The sequence below is a fragment of the Photobacterium angustum genome, assembly GCF_002954615.1.
Taxonomy (GTDB): domain Bacteria; phylum Pseudomonadota; class Gammaproteobacteria; order Enterobacterales; family Vibrionaceae; genus Photobacterium; species Photobacterium angustum_A.
In genome coordinates, this window is record NZ_MSCJ01000001.1 from 1,468,461 (window position 1) to 1,491,059 (window position 22,599).

The window sequence follows — 22,599 nt, forward strand, 5'->3', positions numbered from 1 at the left end:
GGCTTCAAAGTATTAATCAGCTCGTTTAGATTATTTATACAAACACTCTTGCCCTTCAGGGCGAGTTTTAAAGCGACGATGAAGCCACATATATTGGCTAGGCGCAGCCATAATCGATTCTTCAACAATTTTATTGATGAAGACTGCTGCAGCATCAGGATCTTTTTTCGGAAAACCTTCAACCGCTTTACGTAAGGTTAGTGTGTAATGTCCTTTATCATCTCGTACCATAGTAAAAGGTACGATAACGCAATCGGTATTATCAACTAACAAGCTTGTACCTGTTGTTGTACACGCTTGATCTACCGCAAATAATGGCGCAAATGTTGAACGACGACGACCATAATCATGATCCGGTGCATACCATACTCGCTCACCCGTTTTCAATGCATGCAACATTGATTTTACGTCTTTACGATCTATCAAAGTACGGTTTGAACGTGAACGACCTAAATACTGAAAGTAATCAAAACAAGGGTTACTATTAGGGCGGTAAACCCCCATACCTGACATTTTAATACCAAATGCACGCGCACCTAGTTCAAGATTCATTGAATGCACGGCAACCATTAATGCCCCTTTGCCTTCTTTAGCAAGTTGTTCCATTTGTTCAAGGCCAACGATTGTCACATGGCGATTCACACGTTCATCAGACCAAAACCATGCCATCCCAGTTTCAAACAGTCCCATACCTGTATTATCAATATTTTCTGCGATTAAACGTTGTTTGTCTTCTTCTAGCATCGTAGGAAAGCATAGCTCTAAATTACGCTCAATTGTGCGGCGACGCTTTTTCATCAATTTAATCGCTAAGCGACCGATATTTTTACCCATTGTTAATTGCCATGAGTATGGAAGACAACTCAGTAGGTACATTACGCCAACAAGAATAAGCGTCCCCCAATAACGGGGATGAAGAAGAGATAGCGTAAATTTTGGAGTGTTATTTTTTGTCATATTTATAGCCTTTCTGCCTCCTATCGTGCAAAAAGACAATAGAACGCATAATCATGTAGACGTACATAATAAGCGGTTAATAGCTAATGAGATAGTAAAATAATGTAAATAAATTATTTTCTCCTAATTCATTTGATATACATCTCAATATTTACTATTTACATCACACAAAAAGAATCATTTTTTTAAGTTAGCATTATTTAAAAAATCGTTAACCAATTAAAAAATAACTGTTTATTTTTGAAATTTGGCTCATAATTAAAGATATAAGTTCATTTTATTTTAAGTTCAATTTTTTACGTAAATAGAACATTAGTTTTTTGACTCATCCCCCAGAATAACTTTTCAAACCAAGGGAATACTTATATGGAATTAAGCAAAACCAAATCGAGTTTTTATCGTCGTCTTTATATCGCTTATTTAATCGAAAATGGCATTGATAGCGTCCCTAAAATTATTGCCTTTTCAGGTATGCCTCGCCGTACTGCACAAGATACTATCAAGAGCTTGATTGAACTTGATATTATTTGCCAATTTACCCAAACCAAGGGTGAGCGACATCAAACAGGTCATTACACCATTGAACAATGGGGAGCAATTAACAGAGACTGGCTTAACCAGAATATTGAACAGATAAAAGTAGCGCTAGATTATCCATAACTCGTTACACATTTACGCTATAACATTGTGCTTTTTTCCGTATAATTTTCTTATTCACCTTAGATAGACAGGTAACGCATTGGAACTGCTTCAACTAGATGATTTTTTAGGTAAACCGCTTCGTTTAGAAGGTTCACTTGCAGGCTGGCAACAGTTGTTCTGGGACAACACGCTAGTTTCACAAAAAGATGCTTCAGCATCAGACGATAATGAGTTTCACCACCAATTCGCACTTCAAAATGGCGATGAAACCATTGAATGCCAGCTATCAGGCAACCTTTCATGGCAACCTTTTTTGATCAGTTACCAAGCGCAAGTGAATAACCAAGTTATCGCGCAGGGTGAGCGCAACGAAAAAGATATAGAGCGCCAAACCCCACATACACCGATTGTTGCTGAAAGAAAATTTAGTTTAATTGGTCTAGTTTCACTCGGTATGAAGGCTCTAAAAAGCGCTAAGCTGATCAAAGTGGTATTAGCTTCAGCCAGTCTTGCTGCCTATTCTTGGCTTTTTTCATTTAAGTTTGCTTTAGCACTTATCGCTTGTTTAGTTTTTCATGAATACGGTCACGTCCGTGCCATGAAATATTTTGGTATGAAAACCAAAGGCATTTATCTTGTCCCATTCCTTGGTGGTCTTGCGCTAAGTGATGAAAAAATAAATACTCGTTGGCAAGATGTGGTTATCTCAATTATGGGGCCACTCTTTGGTTTGATCATGTCTTTGATCTGTATGGTTGCCTATTGGATCACTGGCGAGATGTTCTTTGCAGGTCTTGCGGTATTTAATGCTTTACTGAATTTATTCAATCTACTGCCTATTTTACCGTTAGATGGTGGGCATGTTCTGAAAAGTATCAGCTTTTCTATGAACAGTAAGCTTGGCATTATTCTGTGTGCAGGTGCGGCTATTGGTGGTGTCATTCTCAGCTATAAACTAGGGTTAACCCTCTTTGGTTTTTTACTTATCATGGGCTGTATTGAAATTATTTTTGAGTGGAAGCAGCGTCATCATAGTCATTTGCTACCACTTGATCGCTATGGACAGATTTTCTCTTTTGTATGGTATGTCGGTCTTGTTTCCTCACTAATGGCAATTATTTGGTACTTTGCAAGCATGGGCGATACCTTGCTGAGCTTGCCATTGCAGATTCTAGGCACCTAATAGATTTTCCTAAGCGATAGATACAATAAAGGGACGAATTATCGTCCCTTTATCTTTCCTAACGGATACAAGCAAGCTATTACTTTTTGCCTTTTTCCATCATTGCTTTTAAATCTGCAAATGGGTTGAACGTAGCAGCTTCATGCTCATTTTCGCCAGCACGGATCACACTACTTTGACCGTTATCCGCATCAGTGTATTTCTCATGCTCATGATCGTGACAGAACAAACAAAGTAGTTCCCAGTTACTGCCATCTTCTGGATTATTAGTATGATCATGATCTACGTGGTGAACGGTTAATTCACGCAGATTTGAATATACAAATTCACGAGAACAACGACCACATACCCACGGGTAAATTTTTAATGCTTTTTCACGGTAACCCGCTTCTTTACGCGCATAAGCGGCACTGGTGCCGTAGAAATCAGATGACATATCTTGACCTATTTTCTAACACAACAGCCCATACACTTAAGAGCTATCATGCTTTAGTACTAATTTTGCTGTATTGAACCACCACCAAAGTGGTTATATCAAGCAATTATTTTAAGATTAATGACCTTGTTATCGGAATTTAAACCATACCTTTTTAATACAATCAGTTAGCTTGAAAACGTCACCTTGCATCCCCATTTTAGCTACATGTCAGATCATCGATGTGTCAAATACGCTAAATACACTAGTATTTAACGTAATATATTGATTGCAAATTAGGCTAAGAGACCGTTTGTTCAGGCTTTTAAGCAAAAAAACACGCTCTTATAGGCATCTTTTGCATACGTCTATGTTAATATTCGACTAATTATTTGAAGCTGATTCACACTTAATATTTAACCGAATCGCCCTTTAACCGCTAAGAGTAAACAAATATGGCTTTTGATTTTTCTAAGATGCACGTTGATTTGTCGGCTGTGCCAACTACTATCGACATGGGTCACGCATGGTTAGGCGCTCTAGTTCTAATTCTATTGGTTATGTACCTAACGAAAAAAGGTAAGCCAGTCGAAGTTGAAAAGATTATCGAAAAAGAAATCGAAGTAGAGAAAATCGTCGAAGTTGAAAAACCGGTTGAGAAAATCGTTGAGAAGATTATCGAAAAACCCGTCGAAAAAATTGTCGAAGTTGAAAAAGTTGTTGAAAAAATCGTTGAGGTTGAAGTTGAACCTAAGCTAAAAACATCGACGCCTGATGCTGCATTGCAACTTCTTTCTCTGCTTCAACAAGAAGCTCGCTTTATCGACTTCATGCAAGAAGATCTTAAAGGCTATGCTGACGCAGATATCGGTGCCGCAGCACGTGTTATTCATGAAGGCGGTCATAAAGTATTAAATGAATACTTCAGTTTTGCGCCAGTTCGCACTGAAGAAGAAGAGACACGTATTACCCTACCACAAGGCTTCAACGCATCTGAAGTTCGCCTAACAGGTAATGTGGTTGGTGAAGCACCATTTAACGGAACTTTGATCCACCGTGGCTGGAAAGTAACAGAAGTTAAATTGCCTAAATTGGCAGAAGGCCACGATGCACATATCATCGCAGCCGCTGAGGTAGAATTATAATGCAAGACACACAACAACACCGTTACAGCGTTGGTATCGATTTAGGTACAACACACTGCGTACTTTCTTATGTTGATCTTCAAGATGAGAATGCTGATGTAACGGTTATGCCTATCCCACAATTAACTAATCCGGGTAATGTGGAAGAAAAGAACCAGCTCCCATCATTCATGTATCAAGCACATGAATCTGAACTGGCTGAAGGTGATACTGCACTTCCTTGGAATGCAAAACCGAATGCGATTGTGGGTGCAATGGCACGTTCATTAGGCAGTAAGACTCCTATCCGTCTTATCTCTAGTGCGAAAAGCTGGCTATGTCACGGCGGCGTAAACCGTCGCGATGCATTTTTGCCATTGAATAGCCCTGAAGAAGTGATCAAAGTATCACCTCTTGAAGCCACACAACAATATCTTGAGCACATGGCTGATGCATGGAACTTCCAGCATCCTGAAACGCCTATTTTTGATCAAGACGTAACGATTACTGTACCTGCTTCGTTTGATCCAGCAGCGCGTGATTTAACCGCAGAAGCAGCACGTAATGTTGGCTTTAAGCACCTTACATTGCTTGAAGAACCACAAGCGGCAGTATATAGCTGGATTAAAAACAACGATGAAAGCTGGCGTGATCAAGTATCCGTTGGTGATATCATCCTCGTGGTTGATATCGGTGGTGGTACAACAGATTTATCGTTAGTCGCTGTAACTGAAGAAGACGGCAACCTTACTCTGAATCGTGTTGCTGTTGGCGATCATATCCTGCTGGGTGGCGACAACATGGACTTAGCTCTGGCTTATCGTTTAAAGATGAAGCTAGCGCAAGAAGGCAAACAGTTACAACCTTGGCAAGTATTGGCGATTACGCATGCATGTCGTGATGCTAAAGAAGCATTACTTAATGATGCTGAATTACAAGCAATGCCAATTGTTGTTCCTAGTCGTGGTTCTAAACTACTTGGCGGCACACTTCAAACTGAACTGACTCAAGAAGAAGTACAACAGACACTTGTTGAAGGTTTCTTCCCACAAACATCTGTTGAAGAGCACCCAGTTCAAGCAGCACGCGGCGCATTAACCCAAATGGGCTTACCTTACGCACAAGATGCGGCGGTATCTCGCCATGTAGCAAGTTTCCTTAGCCGTCAAAGCCAAGCGGTTGATGAGCTTTTTGAGCAATTTGAACAAATGCATGACGGCTTCATCCGTCCTACTGCAATTTTGTTCAACGGTGGTGTTTTAAAATCTAACCTATTATCTGATCGCCTACTAGGTATCATTAATAGTTGGTTAACTACAGGTGGTTCAGAGCCAGCTAAATTACTTCAAGGTTTAGATCTTGATTTAGCTGTTGCAAGCGGCGCGTCCTACTACGGCTCAGTTCGCCAAGGTAAAGGCGTTCGTATCCGTGGCGGTATCGCAAGTAGCTACTATGTCGGCATTGAAAGTGCTATGCCTGCAATCCCAGGCATGGAGCCGCCACTTGAAGCGCTATGTGTCGCACCATTTGGTATGGAAGAAGGCTCTCAAGCTAACGTACCAAGCCAAGAGTTTGGCTTAATCATCGGCCAACCAGTACAGTTCAAGTTCTTCGGTTCTACAGTACGCCGTGATGATGTTGCTGGTACTCATCTTGATTGGTGGCAACCTGAAGAGATGGAAGAATTACCATCTATTCAAATGACACTACCAGTATCTGATGGTCGTACCGTAGGTGAAGTGGTTCCTGTTAAGCTAGCATCACGCGTAACAGAATTAGGGACACTTTGTCTTGAAGCAATTTCGACTGATAACGGTCAGAAATGGCAAGTAGAATTCGACGTTCGCGAAAGCTAATATCGAACTAACGGCGCATCTTTTGATGCGCCGTTTATCTATATACATACTTGTGGGTTTATAGTTATAACAATACACAATCATCTACCTTCTGTAGGGCTTTCATTTATTCCCACTTGTCTATTTTCCTATTTTACTTTGTGGAGTCGTCATGCCTTCATCTTCCCCTCGCTATTTAGTCGGTATCGACCTAGGGACAACGCACACCGTTGTAGCTTACGCTGAAATTACAGATGATCTTGAAAATAGCCCAATGCATATTTTCAATATCGATCAACTCATTGCACCGGGCGAAGTCGCTCGTAAACCTCTACTGCCCTCTTTCCGTTATCACCCCGCTCAAGGTGAAATGGATGCTACGCAACTAGTCTTACCATGGAACCCTGAACCGGTTAACGGCGAAATTGATACCGTGATCATTGGTGAATTAGCGCGTGAGCTGGGTGCAAAAGTTGAAGGTCGCCAAGTGGTGAGTGCTAAGAGCTGGCTATCTCATCCCAACGTTGATCGTAACGAAGCTATTTTACCTTGGTCATCAACCGCATCTAAATCAGATGTTAAGAAAGTTTCTCCTGTCATTGCTAGTGCCAGTTACTTAAACCATGTTCGTCAATCATGGGATTATCACCATAAGAATGCCAAGCTTGCCGATCAAGAAGTAGTGATAACTGTGCCTGCATCATTTGATGAAGCCGCACGTGCGTTAACACTACAAGCAGCAGAGTTAGCTGGATTAAAAAAAGTCTTACTGCTAGAAGAGCCGCAAGCAGTATGTTACGACTGGTACGCGCAAAATAAAGATAACGCTGATGAATTATTAAAAGACATACCACTCTTAATGGTATGTGACGTAGGTGGTGGTACAACCGATTTAAGCTTAATAAAAGTCGGTAGCAAAGATAATAAACTAACCCTTGATCGTATAGGTGTTGGCGATCACTTAATGCTTGGTGGTGATAACCTTGATTTATCCCTTGCTCATGTTGCCGAGCAGCGTCTGAACGGTGAATCAAACAAACTCAGTCAATCTGCTTTATCAAAGCTTATCCAGCAAACACGTAAAGTGAAAGAAAGCTTATTATCAGGTAATGCGCCAGATACAGCAAAAGTGACTATGCTTGGTAGCGGCTCACGATTGATTGGTGGTGCCAAAAGTATTGAGTTAAATCGTGACGAAGTGCATCGCATTGCGCTTGACGGTTTCTTCCCTATGACAGCATACAGCGAGCAACCAAGCCAACGTCAAGCTGCGATGGTCGAATTTGGTCTACCCTATGCGGCAGATCCTGCTATTAGTAAACATATTGCACAATTTATCGATCTTCACGATCATGTTTGTCGTGATGCTTTTAGCGAAAACGGCATTACTATAAGTGCGGATCAACCCGCGATCCCTGTTGCAGTTCTGCTTAATGGCGGTGTCTTTAACAGCCCATTACTGACAGAACGCACACTTAGCGTAATTTCATCATGGCGCGACGATAACAATATTACAGAGCTTAAAAACCTACACCCCGATCTTGCGGTTGCATTTGGTGCTGTTGCTTATGCCAAAGCACGTCATGGCGCACAGCTAAAAATTGGCGGTGGCTCTGCCCGTTCTTTCTTCCTTGTTATTGGCCAAAATAAAGATGTTAAGCAAGGTATTTGTTTACTACCTAAAGGTATTGAAGAAAGCACTGAAGTGAATTTAACCCATCGTAAGTTTGCTTTAACTTTGGGTGAACCCGTACGCTTTAATCTTGTTTCTACTACCGATGAGAAATACTCAGAAGTCGGTGAACTGGTTGATATTATCGGTGATGGTTTTGTTACTTTACCGCCGTTTATTGCGACTCTTGATAGTGAAAGAGATCGTAGTGAATTAGCAGCAAACCAGAAAGATCGTGAAGAGGTAACCTTAGCATGTCAGCTAACTGAAGTCGGCACGCTTCAGATCGAAGCGGTTAGCATTGCGGATCCCCAAAAACGCTGGAAAGTTGAATTTGCGGTCCGAAAAGATCTCGCGAAATTACATCGTGGTGATGTCGACAGCACCCTTGCTGAAAGTGAGCTTCCTCCACGAATGAATGACGCCATTGATGCTATCAAAAAAGTTTATGGTGGTAGCAAGAATAGCGATAACAGTAAAGCGGCGAAAACGTTGCGTAACGATCTGGATAAAATGCTGGGAAAACGTGATAACTGGGAAACCCCATGTTTACGTGAATTAGCAAACGCTCTGTTAGAAAGTAAAAAGCGTCGACGTCGTTCAGATCTTCATGAGCGTAACTGGTTAAAACTTATAGGCTTTACCATGCGTCCAGGCTTTGGCTACCCTGCCGATGATTTCCGCATGAATGAAATTTGGGCGTTGTACCAGCAAGGTATTCAATTTGAATCTAATACCCAAACTTGGTGTGACTGGTGGACCTTCTGGCGTCGTGTTGCCGGTGGTTTAACCCAAGAGCAACAATTAGTGATCTACAAAGACATTGCTAAATACATCACTCCTGGTGCAAGTCGTAATGCCAAACTGAATAAAGAACTTCAAGAACGTAGTTATGAAGACATGGTTCGTTTAGCCGCTTCGCTTGAACATTTGCCCTTTGACAAAAAACTTCAGCTTATTGAGTGGCTATTTGGGCGCTTACAGAAAGCTCAATACGCACAAGCACATTGGTGGGCGATTGGCCGTATTGCTACACGTACGCCTTTCTATGGTTCAACTCATAATCTTCTATCGGCAGAACATATCTCATTCTGTTTACCAGAGTTGATGGATTATGATTGGCGTAAAGAACCCTATATTGGCTTTGCGGCTGTTATGATGACACGTAAAACAGGTGATCGTAACTTAGATATTAATGATGATTTACGACAGCAAGTTATTGAGAAGCTTAAAGCAAGTCGTGCACCTGAAAGCTGGATTGAAATGGTATCAGAAATTAAAATATTAACTGAAGATGAAACCAAACGCGTCTTTGGTGATGCTTTACCCAATGGTTTAAGGTTAATTGGCTAATCTACTCATTAGTAAAATTGAACCTTAGTTTTAATTAAAAGGATGAGTTTTTTACTCATCCTTTTAATCATTTTTGAAATATAACATCTGTTTTTTATTACTTATTCGTTGATAAATATAAATAAACAAAGAGAATCCATTAAAATTCTGAATCAATATCTACTTTTAATAACGAAAGCCTAACCTATTAATCTTCTGTTAAGGTTAATCTTGTTATTGTCTTATTAACAGCATTTGTTTGCTTGTTTTATTAACAAGTAAAGCTTATTGAGGTCTGCTTTTAGCCCCTCAATAAAGACATTTAAATATATAGAAGAGTAGAAGTCGCTATGAATAATTCTCAATTCCACATCATCGCACAACGTATTTTTAAGTCTGAAAATCAACGTGTTGCTGTAGCTGCCGTTGTTTTTGATGGCCTATCAAGCTATGAGGCTGAAAAACGTTACGAACTTCCTAAAGGCACATTATCACGTAACGTGCGCAAATATAAAAATGAAGTAAAGTACATTGAATCTGTAACAGCAGCTTAATCTGCATTATAGAAATAATAAGCTTTCCCATACATATGTCTGTATAGATAAAAAAACAAACGAAAGCTTAATACCGGTGAGTATAAAAAAGGAGAGTATCAACTCTCCTTTTTTATTGCTCACTCTTTATTTACCGGATCTAAATCTGACAGTAAGAACAAAGAAACTAACCGCAATAATGAATAATCCCATTAATGTTGGGGTACCTATTGCCAATAATGTTCCCCATGGATGATCACTCATTAATATATTAATTGACAGATTGTTGACTTGACTTATCCAATCACCAATGGCTGTTGAATTAAAAACAATAGATCCCATTATTTTAATAAGTATGATAATCACAAATATTGTAATTAAGGGATGTTCATTAAATTGAGAAATAAAGAATATAATACAAGCGACAGGCAATAACGCTAAACTCATGGCTGCCATTGTCGATATAAATTCAACATAATGCTGACCCAATGCCACAAGATTAACTGAGTAATCCGCTAATAAACTTTGTGGAATAAACCATTGTCCGACAAACCAAACGGTTAGATCAGCAAACAACAATAAGAAAGAAGCAATGATCGGTATAATAACTAAGGCAAAAACAAGTTTGACAGCTATCGCTTTAGCATCCGTCACCGGCATTGAATGCCAAAAAGCTAAACTGCCCTCTTTTCTCTCTTTCGACAATGTTCTTGCTGTATAGGTAAAAAAGCAAACTAACGTCACCAACCCTGCCAGCATAAAATTAATTACCCCAACAATACCCGCAAATGAATCGCTATCAGTAAAATTTGGCGACCAATTTTCAAGCCCAGATGTTTGCACATTAAATGATAAATTGTGGCTATTACTTATAATTAATACGATGCAAATAATCGAAAAAGCAGCAAGAAACAGTGGCAAACGAGTGACAAGCTTATGCTCAAGCAATTCTTTAGTTAACAATGCTTTTATTGGGTTCATAAAGCCTCCTGTTGCTTGGCAATAAATATATCAGCAAGACTTGGCTTAGTAACTGTACCTAACATTGCTAATTCAGTTGGTGAAATATTTTCAAACAATAAACGGTGTTGGCCTAAACCTGCTTTACAGCTAATCGGTTTTAACTTTTTAGCTTGATCAATATGTTGATCTTCAACCGAAAGGATATCAAAACGCTCGGATAAATCGCTAAGTTGTCCTTGTAATACAGATCGCCCTTTTTTCAACACCAACACATCTGTCAGCATATGAGCTATTTCATCAACTTCATGACTTGCAATAATCAACGCTCTTTCACCGTCATGGAACCATTCCATTAAATAACGATAGAAGGTTTCACGGTACATTAAATCAAGACCTAGCGTCGGCTCATCAAGAATTAAAACATTCACATCTGTCGACATTACTAGCGCAAGGTGCAACTGTACTTTCATTCCTTTAGATAACGCAGCAATTTTACTTTTTAATGAAATATTGGTCTGGGCTAAATACGCTGTCATCTTTTGTTGATCATAACAAGGATGCACACCTTGTACATATTTCATTACTTGCTTAACGGTCATCCATTCCGGTAATACTGCAACATCAGATATATAGCCAAGACGCTCTACAATTTTTGCCCGTTGTTTTTGTGGTGATAAACCAAAAATAGTTAATTCACCGCTATGGTTATGCATACCCAGCATAGCTTTAATTAATGTCGACTTTCCTGCGCCATTATGACCAAGTAAGCCTAAAATCTGTCCCGATTTTAGCTCAAAGCTAATATCACTCAATACTTCATTATTTTGGTACGTTTTACTGATGTGTTGGGCTGAGATAAATGTAAGATCTACATAGCTTTTATTCACGTCCGTTTCCTTTGGAAATACCTAATAACGGTTATTATTGGCTTGTTTGTAGTAAGAGTAACGAGAAGATCGGCAAGGAACAACTGTTATAAAGAGAATGGCTTTGTATAGTTACATTTTTATAAAAAACCGGCAAAAACTGAACAGTATTTGTATTTAGGTGACATATATGAGGATAAAAGGTTGATAGAACTCAGGTTAGTAATAAAAGATCTCACTTATGCAAAGTGCTAAATATAAAACACTTTCATAAGAGTAAATAGCATTAACAACTTAGAGCTATTCTTTTCTCGATTATTTAACTAATGCGGAATCATCTTTATATTAAAAGAGATATCGCGATAATAGCAGTTTAAAGCAATATATAGGCTTATAGACAGCATCAACAAGCGTACACAGAGTATTGAATAAGAGCACACTCTGTATACGACAGCAATTTTAAAGTAATAAAGCAATCTATTAGGAATGCGATATATAATTTACATATAAAAGACGATACAAACCTTGTTGTATATTCTATATATAATTATAATTCTGTTTATAAATCAATAAACTGCTTGTTACTGTTTAATCTTCATATTCATCATCTAATAGCTCATAAGGAGAAACATTATCTTTTTCCATCATGGCTAATATTTCAATCATACGCGTATGGCGTGATTCTTGTTTAAATTCATGCAGAACAGCAATAAGATTGTTTATTTTTTGGAGTGGAATTCTTTTAATCACTGCTTTTTGACGACCAGGGACTTCATCGGCAAAATCAATCAAAATCTGACGGTAGTCGACACGTGTTTCTTTAACAACGCCCGTCTCTTCTACACTTTTTAACATTGCACTCAGCGCTTTTTCTGCAGCTGCGAAACTATCCATTAATTACCTCGAGGACACAAATTCGCTACGGTAGAAAGTACCGTATCATTTATTCGTAAAATTACTAATACCAAGCTTGATGTTGCATTAGTTTCTACATATTTAGTCTTAATGATATTAACATCCCAACAAAGAATCGTGGGCTGATAACTGTAAACACCAATGAGTTGTTCACCAAGTAGGTCTGATTCTTTAATTATAATTGAAATTTACAATTTCGTATAACAGGGAGTGTTACTTGGACAGATATTACTCTCTGTTGTGATGATTGTGAATACATAATTAAGTAAAAATTTAATTCGGAGCCTAGAACGAACAGACCCTTTATCGAATTGTACAAAAAAAAAAGGCACTATAATGACTCTTAACTCATATTTATAACCAAAATCACATATTCATATTTTTCACTATCACAATGTTTCAATTGAAATTTGTCTAAGAGGGCTTGTAGATACCTAAAATCTGACTTTTACAACTGCAAAAAGTCACAACTATTAAGGTTTATAAAATAATAGACTATAGTTAGCGCCATATCATCTTTGTTATAGGTTTTACTGTGCGTAAACATCAACAAACACTAACAGCACTTTGCTTAGGTACACTTTTCTCTTTCTCAAGTTTTGGCTCTTATGCCTCTATTTCAACATCTGGTGGTTTTACTGCATCACAAAATTGCGAAGCCTTCCAATCCTTTCGTAAGCAAACGAATCCTGATGACACTAAACTTATTGTCGGTAAACAATATCAAATAAAAGCACTCAATGAACGCGACTATAGCTGGGTTCATATTCTTGTGCCTGATGCTAAGCCTGCTATTCGCTGGGTAAGTAAAGACTGTGGTACTGTTAATTTAAGCCAAAATCTCACCGAGCCAGCCAAAAAGCATGACAACAAATATTCGAACTCACGTAAAAGTTGCAGCACTGTGGGAGATTTTGATTCTTATGTCTTAGCTCTTACTTGGCAGCCAGGTTTTTGTGAGCACTTTAGCTATAAAGGTACAAAGCCTGAATGTAATGCAATTAACGATGGTAAGTTAAAAATCACCAACCTAACATTGCACGGCCTGTGGCCGAATAAAGCAAGTTGTGGAACCACCTATGGTTACTGTGATCGTTACGCTCGATTAGACCTTTCTCGTAATACCATAAACCAAATTGCGCCGTGGATGCCTAACTTCTACTATCAAACAAAATTTGGTGAATATGAGTGGAAGAAGCATGGTACTTGTCAAACACGTAATGCTAACGACTACTTTATAACAGCAACGAAACTGGTTGAAAAAGTAGACGCCTCTCCTATCGGACTATTTATTAAAGATAATATTGGTCGTAATGTCTCTGTATCTAGTTTCAAGAAAAAACTCGTTTCCAGCTTTGGTAGTAATGCCGTCGATCGGATCAGCTTATCTTGTACTCAGGGTAAATACCTTAATGAAGTACGTCTTAATTTAGGAAAAGACATCGATTTGAGTAAGCCGATTGTTGATTTACTCAATGCAGGTCCTAAAGGCAGAGCATTTTACGGAAACTGCCGTAAAATGATTTATATCGAAGATTCTGGTAAGTAATATAACAAGGGATAAACATTGTTTATCCCTTACTTTTTTGTTTCTATTTTTAAGCTGTGTAAATACTATTCAATATAATAATGTAATGACTATTTATCTCCGTTTAAAATCATCTCAATCAACTGTTAATTCTCTTATCTCGCGTTTTATAAAAATATAAAATACCAACTGAAAAGTTAAAAACACTTGAATATTCTTAACCTATAATAATGCACAGCGTTTATTTGAGTAAGTTCAACATGACCGAGCATAAAAATATAACCAATTGATTTAAAGAACAAAAACACTATAATAAAGCACGGAATGTAACACGTTACATAGATTTGATTCTTTTTTTGTGATATAAATCCGCTTGGATTTTTAGTGATTCGTGCTACCTTGCATCGCCTTTAGAGCAGCTAAGTCGGTGAGATGTTAGATGGTTGTGATATGTTCATAATAGAATATTCATTCAATATTAATTATAAAAAATATCATCATACAAGCCGATAAATTAAGAACACTCACTAAATATGAATGTTCCTATTCACTTAATTATCTTGATGATTAAGTTTTATTTACAGGAAAAATTATGAATTCTACGAATGAAAATTTGCTTACAACTATTAACGATAGTCTGTTAGCAATCATTGGTTCAATCAATGGTGTACTGTGGGGACAGGTATTAGTGTACTTACTCGTAGGTGTGGGTATTTATTTCTCTCTACGTTTAGGGTTTATACAAATCCGTCAATTCGGACATGCGATTAAGGTACTTAAAAGTGGTCGTGAACTTGAAAATGGAATCAGTTCATACCAAGTATTTTGTACATCAATGGCTGCGCGTGTTGGTACCGGTAATATGGCAGGTATTGCAGTAGCCTTAAGCATTGGTGGACCTGGTGCTATTTTCTGGATGTGGGTTATTGCTTTATTTGGTATGGCAACCGCGTTTATTGAATCAACGCTTGCGCAAGTATACAAAGTAAAAGACGTTGACGGTCAATACCGTGGCGGCCCTGCTTATTATATGGAAAAAGGCTTAGGCAAGCGTTGGATGGGAACGCTATTTTCTATCTGCTTAATTATCGCGTTTGGCTTTGTATTTAACGCAGTTCAAGCAAATACGATTACAGATGCGCTTCACCACTCTTTTGGTTTTAATGAAACAACTCAAGGCATCGTACTCGTCATTTTTTCTGCTTTCTTTATTATGGGCGGTCTTCGCCGTGTTGCTTCAGCATCAGCTAAAATTGTTCCAGTGATGGCAATTGGTTACCTCGCTATTGCTGTTATCGTCGTAATAATGAATATCACAGAAATCCCTGCTGTTCTTTCTCTTATCGTAAAAAGTGCATTTGGTTGGCAGGAAGCTGCTGCTGGCGGTGTCGCATTTACAATTTCACAAGCAATGCAAACAGGTATTGCACGTGGTTTGTTCTCAAATGAAGCAGGTATGGGCTCGGCTGCTAATATCGCAGCAAGTGCAACACCAAACCCTAACCACCCTGCCTCACAAGGCTTCGTGCAAATGCTCGGTGTATTTGTTGATACCATTGTTATCTGTACTGCATCTGCTGCAATGATCATGCTTTCAGGTGTAATGGATATGCCAAATGCGGGTCAAGGTATTAGCTTATTACAAACCGCACTTTCTAACGAATTAGGTAACTGGACAACATACTTTATTGCCGCAGCAATCTTGTTATTTTGTTTTTCATCAATTATTGCAAATTACTCATACGCAGAAACAAACATCATGTTCCTAAATGGTAATACCAAAAAAGGTCTGATGCTTTTCCGCTTGTGTGTACTAGGCATGGTGATGTTTGGTTCAGTCGCTTCTCTACCAGTGGTTTGGAACTTAGCTGATGCATCGATGGGCTTAATGGCGTTCGTTAATATCGTAGCGCTAATTTTCTTATCAAAATTAGCTATCCGCGTTATTAAAGATTACGAGCACCAGCTAAAACAAGGAAAAACACCTGAGTTTGACCGTTCTAAATTCCCAGAGCTTGAAGATCTTGATGGTGCATGGCACCCAGATACAATTGCGAAAGCGCGCCGTAAACACGGTAACCATTTCGCTAAATAATCTGTAATCATTTTTAAAAGCCAGTATTGATATTCAATCCTGGCTTTTTTATGGATACGGTATTACATCTTCAATTGTTGCTTAATTGCAGCAACCATCTCATTACTTGTTGGTGATAGGCTTGATGGAAATACGCCTACTACTTGCCCTTGTTTATTTAACAAATACTTTTGGAAATTCCACCCAACCGACTTACCAGACTGTGCGATTAAATGTTTATATAATGGATTGGCCTTACTTCCCTTAACACTTGTTTTTGTCATCATAGGAAACGTTACGCCATAATTGCTATAACAGATATTAGCCGTTTGCTGATCGCTGCCTCTATCTTGTTTAAAATCATTAGATGGAAAACCAATAACCACCAATCCACTGTCTTTATACGTTTTATATAATTCTTCCAGCTGTTTAAATTGAGGTGTAAAACCACATTGGCTAGCCGTATTCACCACTAATACCACTTTCCCAGTTAAATGTTGGCAAAAGTCATAATACTCATCGCTGTTGAGTTTTTTTAAAGAAGATTGATAGAGCGTTGGGCAACTCGAAGCATTCGCGGATGTCGTAACGAGAGAAGTAAAAAGGATCGAACTGACTAATAAAATAAGTCGTAAGATAAAACGATTATTGCTAACCACTTGCATGCTATTTCCCTTCTATTTATCAATTAATTATTTTGCTAATTGACCAATAATACGAAAAAGGGCTAAAGAAAGTTTATTTCTTTAGCCACTATTGAAGAGAATAAAACATTAGATATAACCGTTTTGAAATTTCCACGCCTCACTCATCTTGTCAATAACACAAGCAGGCAATGGTCGATGTGCTTTAGCTGGCTGCGTAGCAATATTTCGATAACCGCACCGTTTTAAGCGCAAATCAAACGCACGATCGATTTGCATTCCAGCACGAGCGAGATCCCAACGAAATACTCGGAGTGCTAAATATTCATGTTGCTCTAATTCACCTCCAAATGGGTATTTAAGCACTTTATTGTACGCCGTTTTTGCTAAATCGAAGTTCACTTGAATCATAAGTTCCTCCTTAGCTTTCAGCCATTAATATAAATTATCGGCTAACTTCAAGCTAAAACGTTACAGTGTCGCAAGCAAGCTTTTTCACAATAGAAATGACAAGAAAGTGCAAATTAATATAAATAATGTGATGTAAATCTGCTAATAATTGGTTATTAATAGCAAATATGGCTAACAATCAAACAAATCAGAAAGAGATCTACCATCGATTTTGCTTTTAGGTAAGAAAGGCTTTTATCCGTAATTAAGCTGAATTATTATGCTTTATCGAACAACGCTAGGAACTCAATATGCAACAAATTAAAATCGCCGCTAATTCGCAGATTGCCGTTATTTTTAAGACTTGGTCATCTGAATGGGAATCGGAAGTTGAAGCAGATAAAAAAGATGCTGCGAACAAATTCCATACAGTTTATAACATTGCAGCTGAGTTGTTCGCAAAAGGCGGTGAAATTGAAATCTCTTTTATTTCTGCGCTATTTAATGATTGTAAGCAAAAAACTGAAATGGCAGAGCAAATGATCAACAAGATTAAAGCTAGCCTAAAAGATGATCCAGAACGAGCTGAGAAATACATAGCTAAAGTTAATACCGCGGCACAAGATGCTGCATTTTCGATGAACTACCTTGGCCAACTACTCTTAAAATCAGCTTAACCTCACCAATGTCTAGAGCCCTTGTATCAAGGGCTTTATTTGCTGCTATATTCAGCAATATTTAACTAATAAGCACTAAATCTACTTTATACTGTAAATCTTCTTGTCAGCTTTCCTCTATAGGCATACATTACGCCTAATATACCCTTTGCGAATACTTTGGGTTTTATACTGACTCATTTCTATATTTCTTGCGTTTGTACTGTAACTAATGAAAAAGCACTCTCTTCGCTCTCTATGGTCTCGTTGGTTTTCTAACGCGGCAGATATACCTGACTCTATTCGCATTACCATTCCAATGGTGATGTCACTCGGCTTATTCTATTTTTTTGGTTTTACCGCCGCAGGGATCTCAGGACTCATCACCGCTTGGTTACTCGGCACTCAAGCACGCGATCTCCCCTATTTAAAGCGCTTACAAATTTTATCGATCTCAGTCCTTTTAACCGCTTTATCAACCTACCTAGCTTTTAGTGTCTTTGATAACTTATGGCTTAGCTCTCTTACATTATGTAGCATTGCAATTGTATATGGCTTGATGTCTAACCAACGTCCGCATATTCGTTCGTTTGGTTATAATTTTGGTTTTACTTACATTATGTCCATTCACTTTGCGAGCACTGAAAATGCCTTTTTCATTATTCTGATCGCTAACCTGTTTGCGGCGGGAAGTGTAATACTAACGTCACTGACCTTATGGCCTTTTTTCAAAGGACGTATTTTACAAAATCATATAAATTCAGTGACGTTAACTCTTGCTGACTGGCTAAATACAGTACGTTTAACGAATGATGAATCTGTTTTAGAAGAGAAACGACAGCAGTTTTATCTATGTGCACGTAAGGTTGCTTATTACAGTAATTCAATTACTTCAGCTAAACGCACAGAACAAGTACGAATGGATTTACAACGCTCACTTGAAGTTGCTGAATATGTAATTAGTCTTGAGCGTATTTTAAGTTTCAATTTACAAGAAAATACGCGCAGCCGTTTATCTAATTGGATTGAACAAGCTGCGAGAGAAATCAAACAACATCAGCAAATTACAGCGATCTTTGATGTCAACGAGCATAAAAATAACCAATACATTGTTGATTTATTAGAACAACTTAAACGCTGTTATAACTTTTCAACCTTCTCTACACTCGATTACAGTAAAAATATTTATCTTTTCACCTCAGATACGGTGTCCTTTTTACGTAATTTTAAACATGCTTTACACCTTAAATCTAAAGAATGGCGACACGGTGGTAAAATAGCCATTACATTAGCGATTACGCAATTTTTAACGATTTTCTATCAAATCCCTCAAGGCTATTGGATCTCATTAACAGCCTTTATTGTATTACTCACCTCGTCAATAGGTGTAACTAACCACCGCATTTGGCATCGTTTTTATGGTACTGCATTAGGCGGTTTATATAGCTTTGTGTGCTTATATTTTTTCCCGAATCAACACTTGATTATACTAACCAGCATCTCTGTCTTTTTTGCTTTTACGACATACCATAAAGAGCGCTATGACATTCACGTATTCTGGTTAACATCGATGATTGTATTCTCTATCAGCTTACTCTCACCGGATAATACCTATGTGACGTTTTATCGTATCATTGATACCTTATTTGGAGTGACTATTGCCTTTTCTATTAATTATTTTGTCGCGCCAAGTTGGACAATGCGTTGGTTAGATCTCTATATAGCACGCATGATACGCTCACAAATTTTGTACGTAACAGTACTAAATAAGCCTCTCTTTGAGCAGAAACTAAACCTGTATAAAGCACAGGACAATTATTATGTCCTTAAAGGTGAGATATTTAATTTGCTCAAAGAGCCGAATCTTAGCCCTCGTACCTCTCAAGATTGGAAAAGTTTGTTGGTTATCTTACGCCGTTTAAGTGATTCGCTTTTATTGGCAACCAAACTTGGACTGAATACACCTGATGATAATAATTATACCCAGAAGTGGATTAAACAGCTTTCTGATATAGAGAAACGATTCCCACATCGTTATGAGATAAATCAACCAATTGAAATTGATACTGATAATTATGAACATTCAGCTGATATGCTATGTTCATTAATTGAAGAAGATATTAATCAATTAGAGTTGTGGCTATGCTATCAACAAGCATTTCCATTAAAGTAAGCTAGGTTTACCGTTCAGAAAAAATCTACTCTCACTGTTTATTTTGATAGTCATTCACCCTTCTTACGCTGCCAGTCGCAACATTCACTGCTAAGTAATGTTGCTGACTGTTAGCATTATCAAGTTCTTCATAACTAAATAAATAGCAGGTTTGACAATCAAAAATCGGCTGGTTGTAATCAAGCTCTAAATTAGTCCCGTTAGCTTGATAATATTCACTATCTATTGCTAATCCTACGGCTTCTAATGCTTGTGCTTTATCCGTATATTTAGGTGCTGTCGTTATCTTTTCATTATAGGTTTTATCTACATATTTAATGAGATACGTTTGATTATCAGATGTTAATAAAATATCTTTCCAACCGTTATTCGTATCATCACCTACCAACACAGGTTGTTGAATTTTTTCCCACTTTGCCATTATTTTATATTGGTCATCAAACAAATACGCTTTACACTCATTATTCTCACAATAGCTTTCGCTCTGCATAAGCACAAAGGTTTCTTCTTTACCGTTATTATTTAAATCCGCTCGCCCGTAGAGGTAATAAGGTAATTTCTGATCAGTATTAGGTAAGGTTTTATCTGAGGGTAAGATCTGTTTTTTTATCGCGGACGCTAACTTCTCGTCAATACTTTGTTCATGTACTTCCTGTTCTCTTACCCCAAACACAACAAGAGCAATTACAGTGATGACAATAGAATAAAATACAATGTGGCGGTGTCCCATAATGCCTTCCTATTGATAACAACACACTCGCTCCTATTAGTGTAAGTCTAATTCAGCATCCTTGCTTTTATTGCTATATGCACAGTTGCAATAATCTATCCATTCAACTGTTTTTTCTCATCAATACGTTTACGGTGCCAGATAGAATAATGACGTAATCCTGCTGGACCATGGGCAATAAAGACTGAAAGTAAAATCACTGTAATATAAATATGTGCTTGATGTGCAGGAAGCCAAATAATAGATAACAGCATGAATAATTTAACAAATGTTAAAATACCCTTAAGCTGAATGAGCCATAGTTTTGAACGATAAATTTCTAGCGACATCATAGTAACACCGCTCATCATGGCTAATAGCCACCAATTGAGCCAAATCGATTTATCAACATCAAACATAAAGCCAGCACTAGACACTGCAACTCCTAAAATATGCAGTGCTCTAATCGCTGTTTTTGCTAACCGCTGGCACCAAAATCGCGTTTCAGAAATAGTATAAGGCTGGCCTTTATTTGGGTGCGGTTTATGTGTTCCGCGTTGATGCGTTGATTTTTTATCAGTCATAATCGTCGGTATTAAACTAGTAGGCGCGCAAGCATAACTGATCTTCAGTTAACACTACATATTTACAGAGCGGAATTCTTTCATTTCTCCACCAGCCACTAGATAGCAGTCCATGCCTGCTGCTTTAGCTGCTTGGCAACCTAATTCAGTATCTTCAAACACCACGCAATCTTGTGCCGCAATACCTAACTTTTGTGCCGCTAATAAGAACGTTTCAGGAAGCGGTTTATGCTGTGTAACATCATTGGCAGTGACAATAACATCTAGATACGGCATTAAGCCTGCGCTGGTTAAAATTTCTTCTGTGTGGCGACGCTGACATCCTGTACCTATCGCGGTTGGAATACCTTTAGATTTTGCATGTTTTAATACTTCGAAAGTTCCCGTTATCACCTCACCTTTATGTGTAATATCATCAAAGTGATGGAGTTTTGATTCAGCAAGATAAACAGGATCTACATCTAACTGATACTTTTCAATGAGGGCTTTTGCCGTATTTAAGGTTGGTGATCCGCCCATGGTATAAAACCAATCGTGATCAAAAGGAATATTGTGTACTTCACACGTGAGTTGCCAAGCATAAATATGTGCTGGCATAGAATCCACTAAGGTTCCGTCCATATCAAAAATGACTGCTTTGTATTTACTAATATCCATGAGTTACAAATCCCTTCTCTATCATTACTTTGTTGCAGCGTAACCTGTCATAAACAAATCAACACAGCTTTCAATATAAGCATCATTTTCTTGCTCTGTCATATCACAAGGTTGACCTAGTTGCGCTAGAAATACCATCCGGCCATGTAGCATTAATAATAGCTGCATCGCTGCATCAGAGGCTGAAATTGGAAAACTCAACACACCTTGTTGTTGTTGAAAAGATAAGTATTGAGCCAACATTTCGATGGTAGTTTCAGGTCCGGCTGAGACAAACACTTTAGCCAGATCAGGATGCGATTCTAACTGACGAATCGCCGTTCTGTAGGTCAGGATAGCTTCTTCTGTTCGTAAAATCGATTGAAAACGTTTGGCAAAATCACACAATACATCTCGCGGCCTTCTTCCATCATCCAATGGTAAATTATCCATCTGGCTTTCCATACATTTAGCACGGATACAAGTTTCAAACAGATCATCTTTAGTTTTGAAATGCGCATAAACCGTTTGTTTAGAAACATTCGCAGCTAATGCAATGCTATCCATAGAAATCGCATAACCATGTTGAGTAAAGAGCTCAGTAGCAGCATCTAATATTTGTTGTTTCTTTAATTGACTTCTTGCTGTTAGCAACTTTCCACCTACGAGCACATAAATGCTAATTATTTACATAAATACACACAATCAAACTAGACAGTCCAGTTTGAATGGTATACTTTTTAATCATATGGACTTGTCAGTCTAGTT

21 protein-coding genes are annotated in these 22,599 nt (G+C 38.1%); 10 read left to right on the forward strand and 11 right to left on the reverse strand.

Going from position 1 to position 22,599, the window contains the following annotated elements; translation table 11 throughout:
- Window positions 1-30: 30 nt before the first annotated feature.
- Window positions 31-957 (reverse strand): LpxL/LpxP family Kdo(2)-lipid IV(A) lauroyl/palmitoleoyl acyltransferase, encoded by a 927-nt coding sequence (locus tag BTO08_RS06390; protein WP_105060361.1) that lies wholly within the window; start codon window positions 955-957, stop codon window positions 31-33.
- Window positions 958-1,323: 366 nt separating this feature from the next.
- On the opposite strand from BTO08_RS06390, the gene BTO08_RS06395 reads away from it, so the two are divergent.
- Both BTO08_RS06395 and BTO08_RS06400 read left to right on the forward strand, forming a co-directional pair.
- Entirely contained in the window at window positions 1,324-1,617 is a 294-nt protein-coding gene (locus BTO08_RS06395) for a winged helix-turn-helix domain-containing protein (protein ID WP_005367491.1), read from the forward strand.
- Between the two features lie 79 nt (window positions 1,618-1,696).
- The gene (locus BTO08_RS06400) at window positions 1,697-2,782 is read left to right on the forward strand and encodes a site-2 protease family protein (protein ID WP_105060362.1); all 1,086 of its coding nucleotides are present in this window, start codon (window positions 1,697-1,699) and stop codon (window positions 2,780-2,782) included.
- A 79-nt stretch (window positions 2,783-2,861) separates the two neighbouring features.
- Here the strand turns inward: BTO08_RS06400 and BTO08_RS06405 are convergent, their stop codons facing one another.
- Entirely contained in the window at window positions 2,862-3,218 is a 357-nt protein-coding gene (locus BTO08_RS06405) for a YajD family HNH nuclease (RefSeq protein ID WP_005367488.1), read from the reverse strand.
- Window positions 3,219-3,673: 455 nt separating this feature from the next.
- Between BTO08_RS06405 and BTO08_RS06410 the strand changes: the two genes are divergently transcribed.
- From BTO08_RS06410 to BTO08_RS06425, 4 genes are all read left to right on the forward strand, one after another.
- Window positions 3,674-4,342 (forward strand): DUF2760 domain-containing protein, encoded by a 669-nt coding sequence (locus BTO08_RS06410; protein ID WP_045127347.1) that lies wholly within the window; start codon window positions 3,674-3,676, stop codon window positions 4,340-4,342.
- A complete protein-coding gene (locus BTO08_RS06415; RefSeq protein WP_105060363.1) occupies window positions 4,342-6,177 on the forward strand; it encodes an Hsp70 family protein in 1,836 nt (611 codons plus the stop codon). Before BTO08_RS06410 ends, BTO08_RS06415 begins: the two co-directional genes overlap by 1 nt.
- A gap of 151 nt (window positions 6,178-6,328) precedes the next feature.
- Entirely contained in the window at window positions 6,329-9,181 is a 2,853-nt protein-coding gene (locus tag BTO08_RS06420; protein WP_105060364.1) for an Hsp70 family protein, read from the forward strand.
- Window positions 9,182-9,510: 329 nt separating this feature from the next.
- Complete coding sequence (locus BTO08_RS06425; protein WP_005367479.1) at window positions 9,511-9,714, forward strand: hypothetical protein; 204 nt, start codon at window positions 9,511-9,513, stop codon at window positions 9,712-9,714.
- 126 nt (window positions 9,715-9,840) lie between these two features.
- Here BTO08_RS06425 and BTO08_RS06430 read toward each other — a convergent pair whose 3' ends face one another.
- From BTO08_RS06430 to BTO08_RS06440, 3 genes are all read right to left on the reverse strand, one after another.
- Window positions 9,841-10,674, reverse strand: coding sequence for an ABC transporter (locus BTO08_RS06430; protein ID WP_105060365.1), 834 nt, complete (start codon window positions 10,672-10,674; stop codon window positions 9,841-9,843).
- Complete coding sequence (locus BTO08_RS06435; RefSeq protein ID WP_105060366.1) at window positions 10,671-11,543, reverse strand: ABC transporter ATP-binding protein; 873 nt, start codon at window positions 11,541-11,543, stop codon at window positions 10,671-10,673. The genes BTO08_RS06430 and BTO08_RS06435 overlap by 4 nt, the downstream gene beginning before the upstream one ends.
- Before the next feature lie 567 nt (window positions 11,544-12,110).
- Window positions 12,111-12,416, reverse strand: a complete 306-nt coding sequence (locus tag BTO08_RS06440; protein ID WP_005367470.1) for a hypothetical protein — start codon at window positions 12,414-12,416, stop codon at window positions 12,111-12,113.
- 556 nt (window positions 12,417-12,972) lie between these two features.
- Between BTO08_RS06440 and BTO08_RS06445 the strand changes: the two genes are divergently transcribed.
- Together BTO08_RS06445 and BTO08_RS06450 are read left to right on the forward strand one after the other, a co-directional pair.
- A complete protein-coding gene (locus tag BTO08_RS06445; protein WP_105060367.1) occupies window positions 12,973-13,986 on the forward strand; it encodes a ribonuclease T2 family protein in 1,014 nt (337 codons plus the stop codon).
- 571 nt (window positions 13,987-14,557) lie between these two features.
- Window positions 14,558-16,060 (forward strand): alanine/glycine:cation symporter family protein, encoded by a 1,503-nt coding sequence (locus BTO08_RS06450; protein WP_105060368.1) that lies wholly within the window; start codon window positions 14,558-14,560, stop codon window positions 16,058-16,060.
- A 62-nt stretch (window positions 16,061-16,122) separates the two neighbouring features.
- Here the strand turns inward: BTO08_RS06450 and BTO08_RS06455 are convergent, their stop codons facing one another.
- Window positions 16,123-16,704: a glutathione peroxidase gene (locus tag BTO08_RS06455; RefSeq protein ID WP_105060369.1), complete on the reverse strand. Its 582-nt coding sequence runs from the start codon at window positions 16,702-16,704 to the stop codon at window positions 16,123-16,125.
- Between the two features lie 108 nt (window positions 16,705-16,812).
- Window positions 16,813-17,094 (reverse strand): hypothetical protein, encoded by a 282-nt coding sequence (locus BTO08_RS06460; RefSeq protein WP_005367462.1) that lies wholly within the window; start codon window positions 17,092-17,094, stop codon window positions 16,813-16,815.
- A 290-nt stretch (window positions 17,095-17,384) separates the two neighbouring features.
- Here BTO08_RS06460 and BTO08_RS06465 point away from each other — a divergent pair, with 290 nt between their 5' ends.
- Window positions 17,385-17,750 (forward strand): hypothetical protein, encoded by a 366-nt coding sequence (locus BTO08_RS06465; RefSeq protein WP_005367461.1) that lies wholly within the window; start codon window positions 17,385-17,387, stop codon window positions 17,748-17,750.
- Between the two features lie 211 nt (window positions 17,751-17,961).
- The gene (locus BTO08_RS06470) at window positions 17,962-19,902 is read left to right on the forward strand and encodes an FUSC family protein (protein WP_105060370.1); all 1,941 of its coding nucleotides are present in this window, start codon (window positions 17,962-17,964) and stop codon (window positions 19,900-19,902) included.
- Window positions 19,903-19,933: 31 nt separating this feature from the next.
- Here the strand turns inward: BTO08_RS06470 and BTO08_RS06475 are convergent, their stop codons facing one another.
- The 4 genes from BTO08_RS06475 to BTO08_RS06490 form a co-directional block, all read right to left on the reverse strand.
- On the reverse strand, window positions 19,934-20,632 hold the full coding sequence (locus BTO08_RS06475) for a hypothetical protein (RefSeq protein WP_105060371.1): 699 nt from the start codon (window positions 20,630-20,632) through the stop codon (window positions 19,934-19,936).
- A 95-nt stretch (window positions 20,633-20,727) separates the two neighbouring features.
- The gene (locus tag BTO08_RS06480) at window positions 20,728-21,195 is read right to left on the reverse strand and encodes a hypothetical protein (RefSeq protein WP_105060372.1); all 468 of its coding nucleotides are present in this window, start codon (window positions 21,193-21,195) and stop codon (window positions 20,728-20,730) included.
- Window positions 21,196-21,249: 54 nt separating this feature from the next.
- Window positions 21,250-21,852 (reverse strand): HAD family hydrolase, encoded by a 603-nt coding sequence (locus BTO08_RS06485; RefSeq protein WP_105060373.1) that lies wholly within the window; start codon window positions 21,850-21,852, stop codon window positions 21,250-21,252.
- Window positions 21,853-21,876: 24 nt separating this feature from the next.
- Window positions 21,877-22,485: a TetR/AcrR family transcriptional regulator gene (locus BTO08_RS06490; protein WP_105060374.1), complete on the reverse strand. Its 609-nt coding sequence runs from the start codon at window positions 22,483-22,485 to the stop codon at window positions 21,877-21,879.
- Window positions 22,486-22,599: the final 114 nt, after the last annotated feature.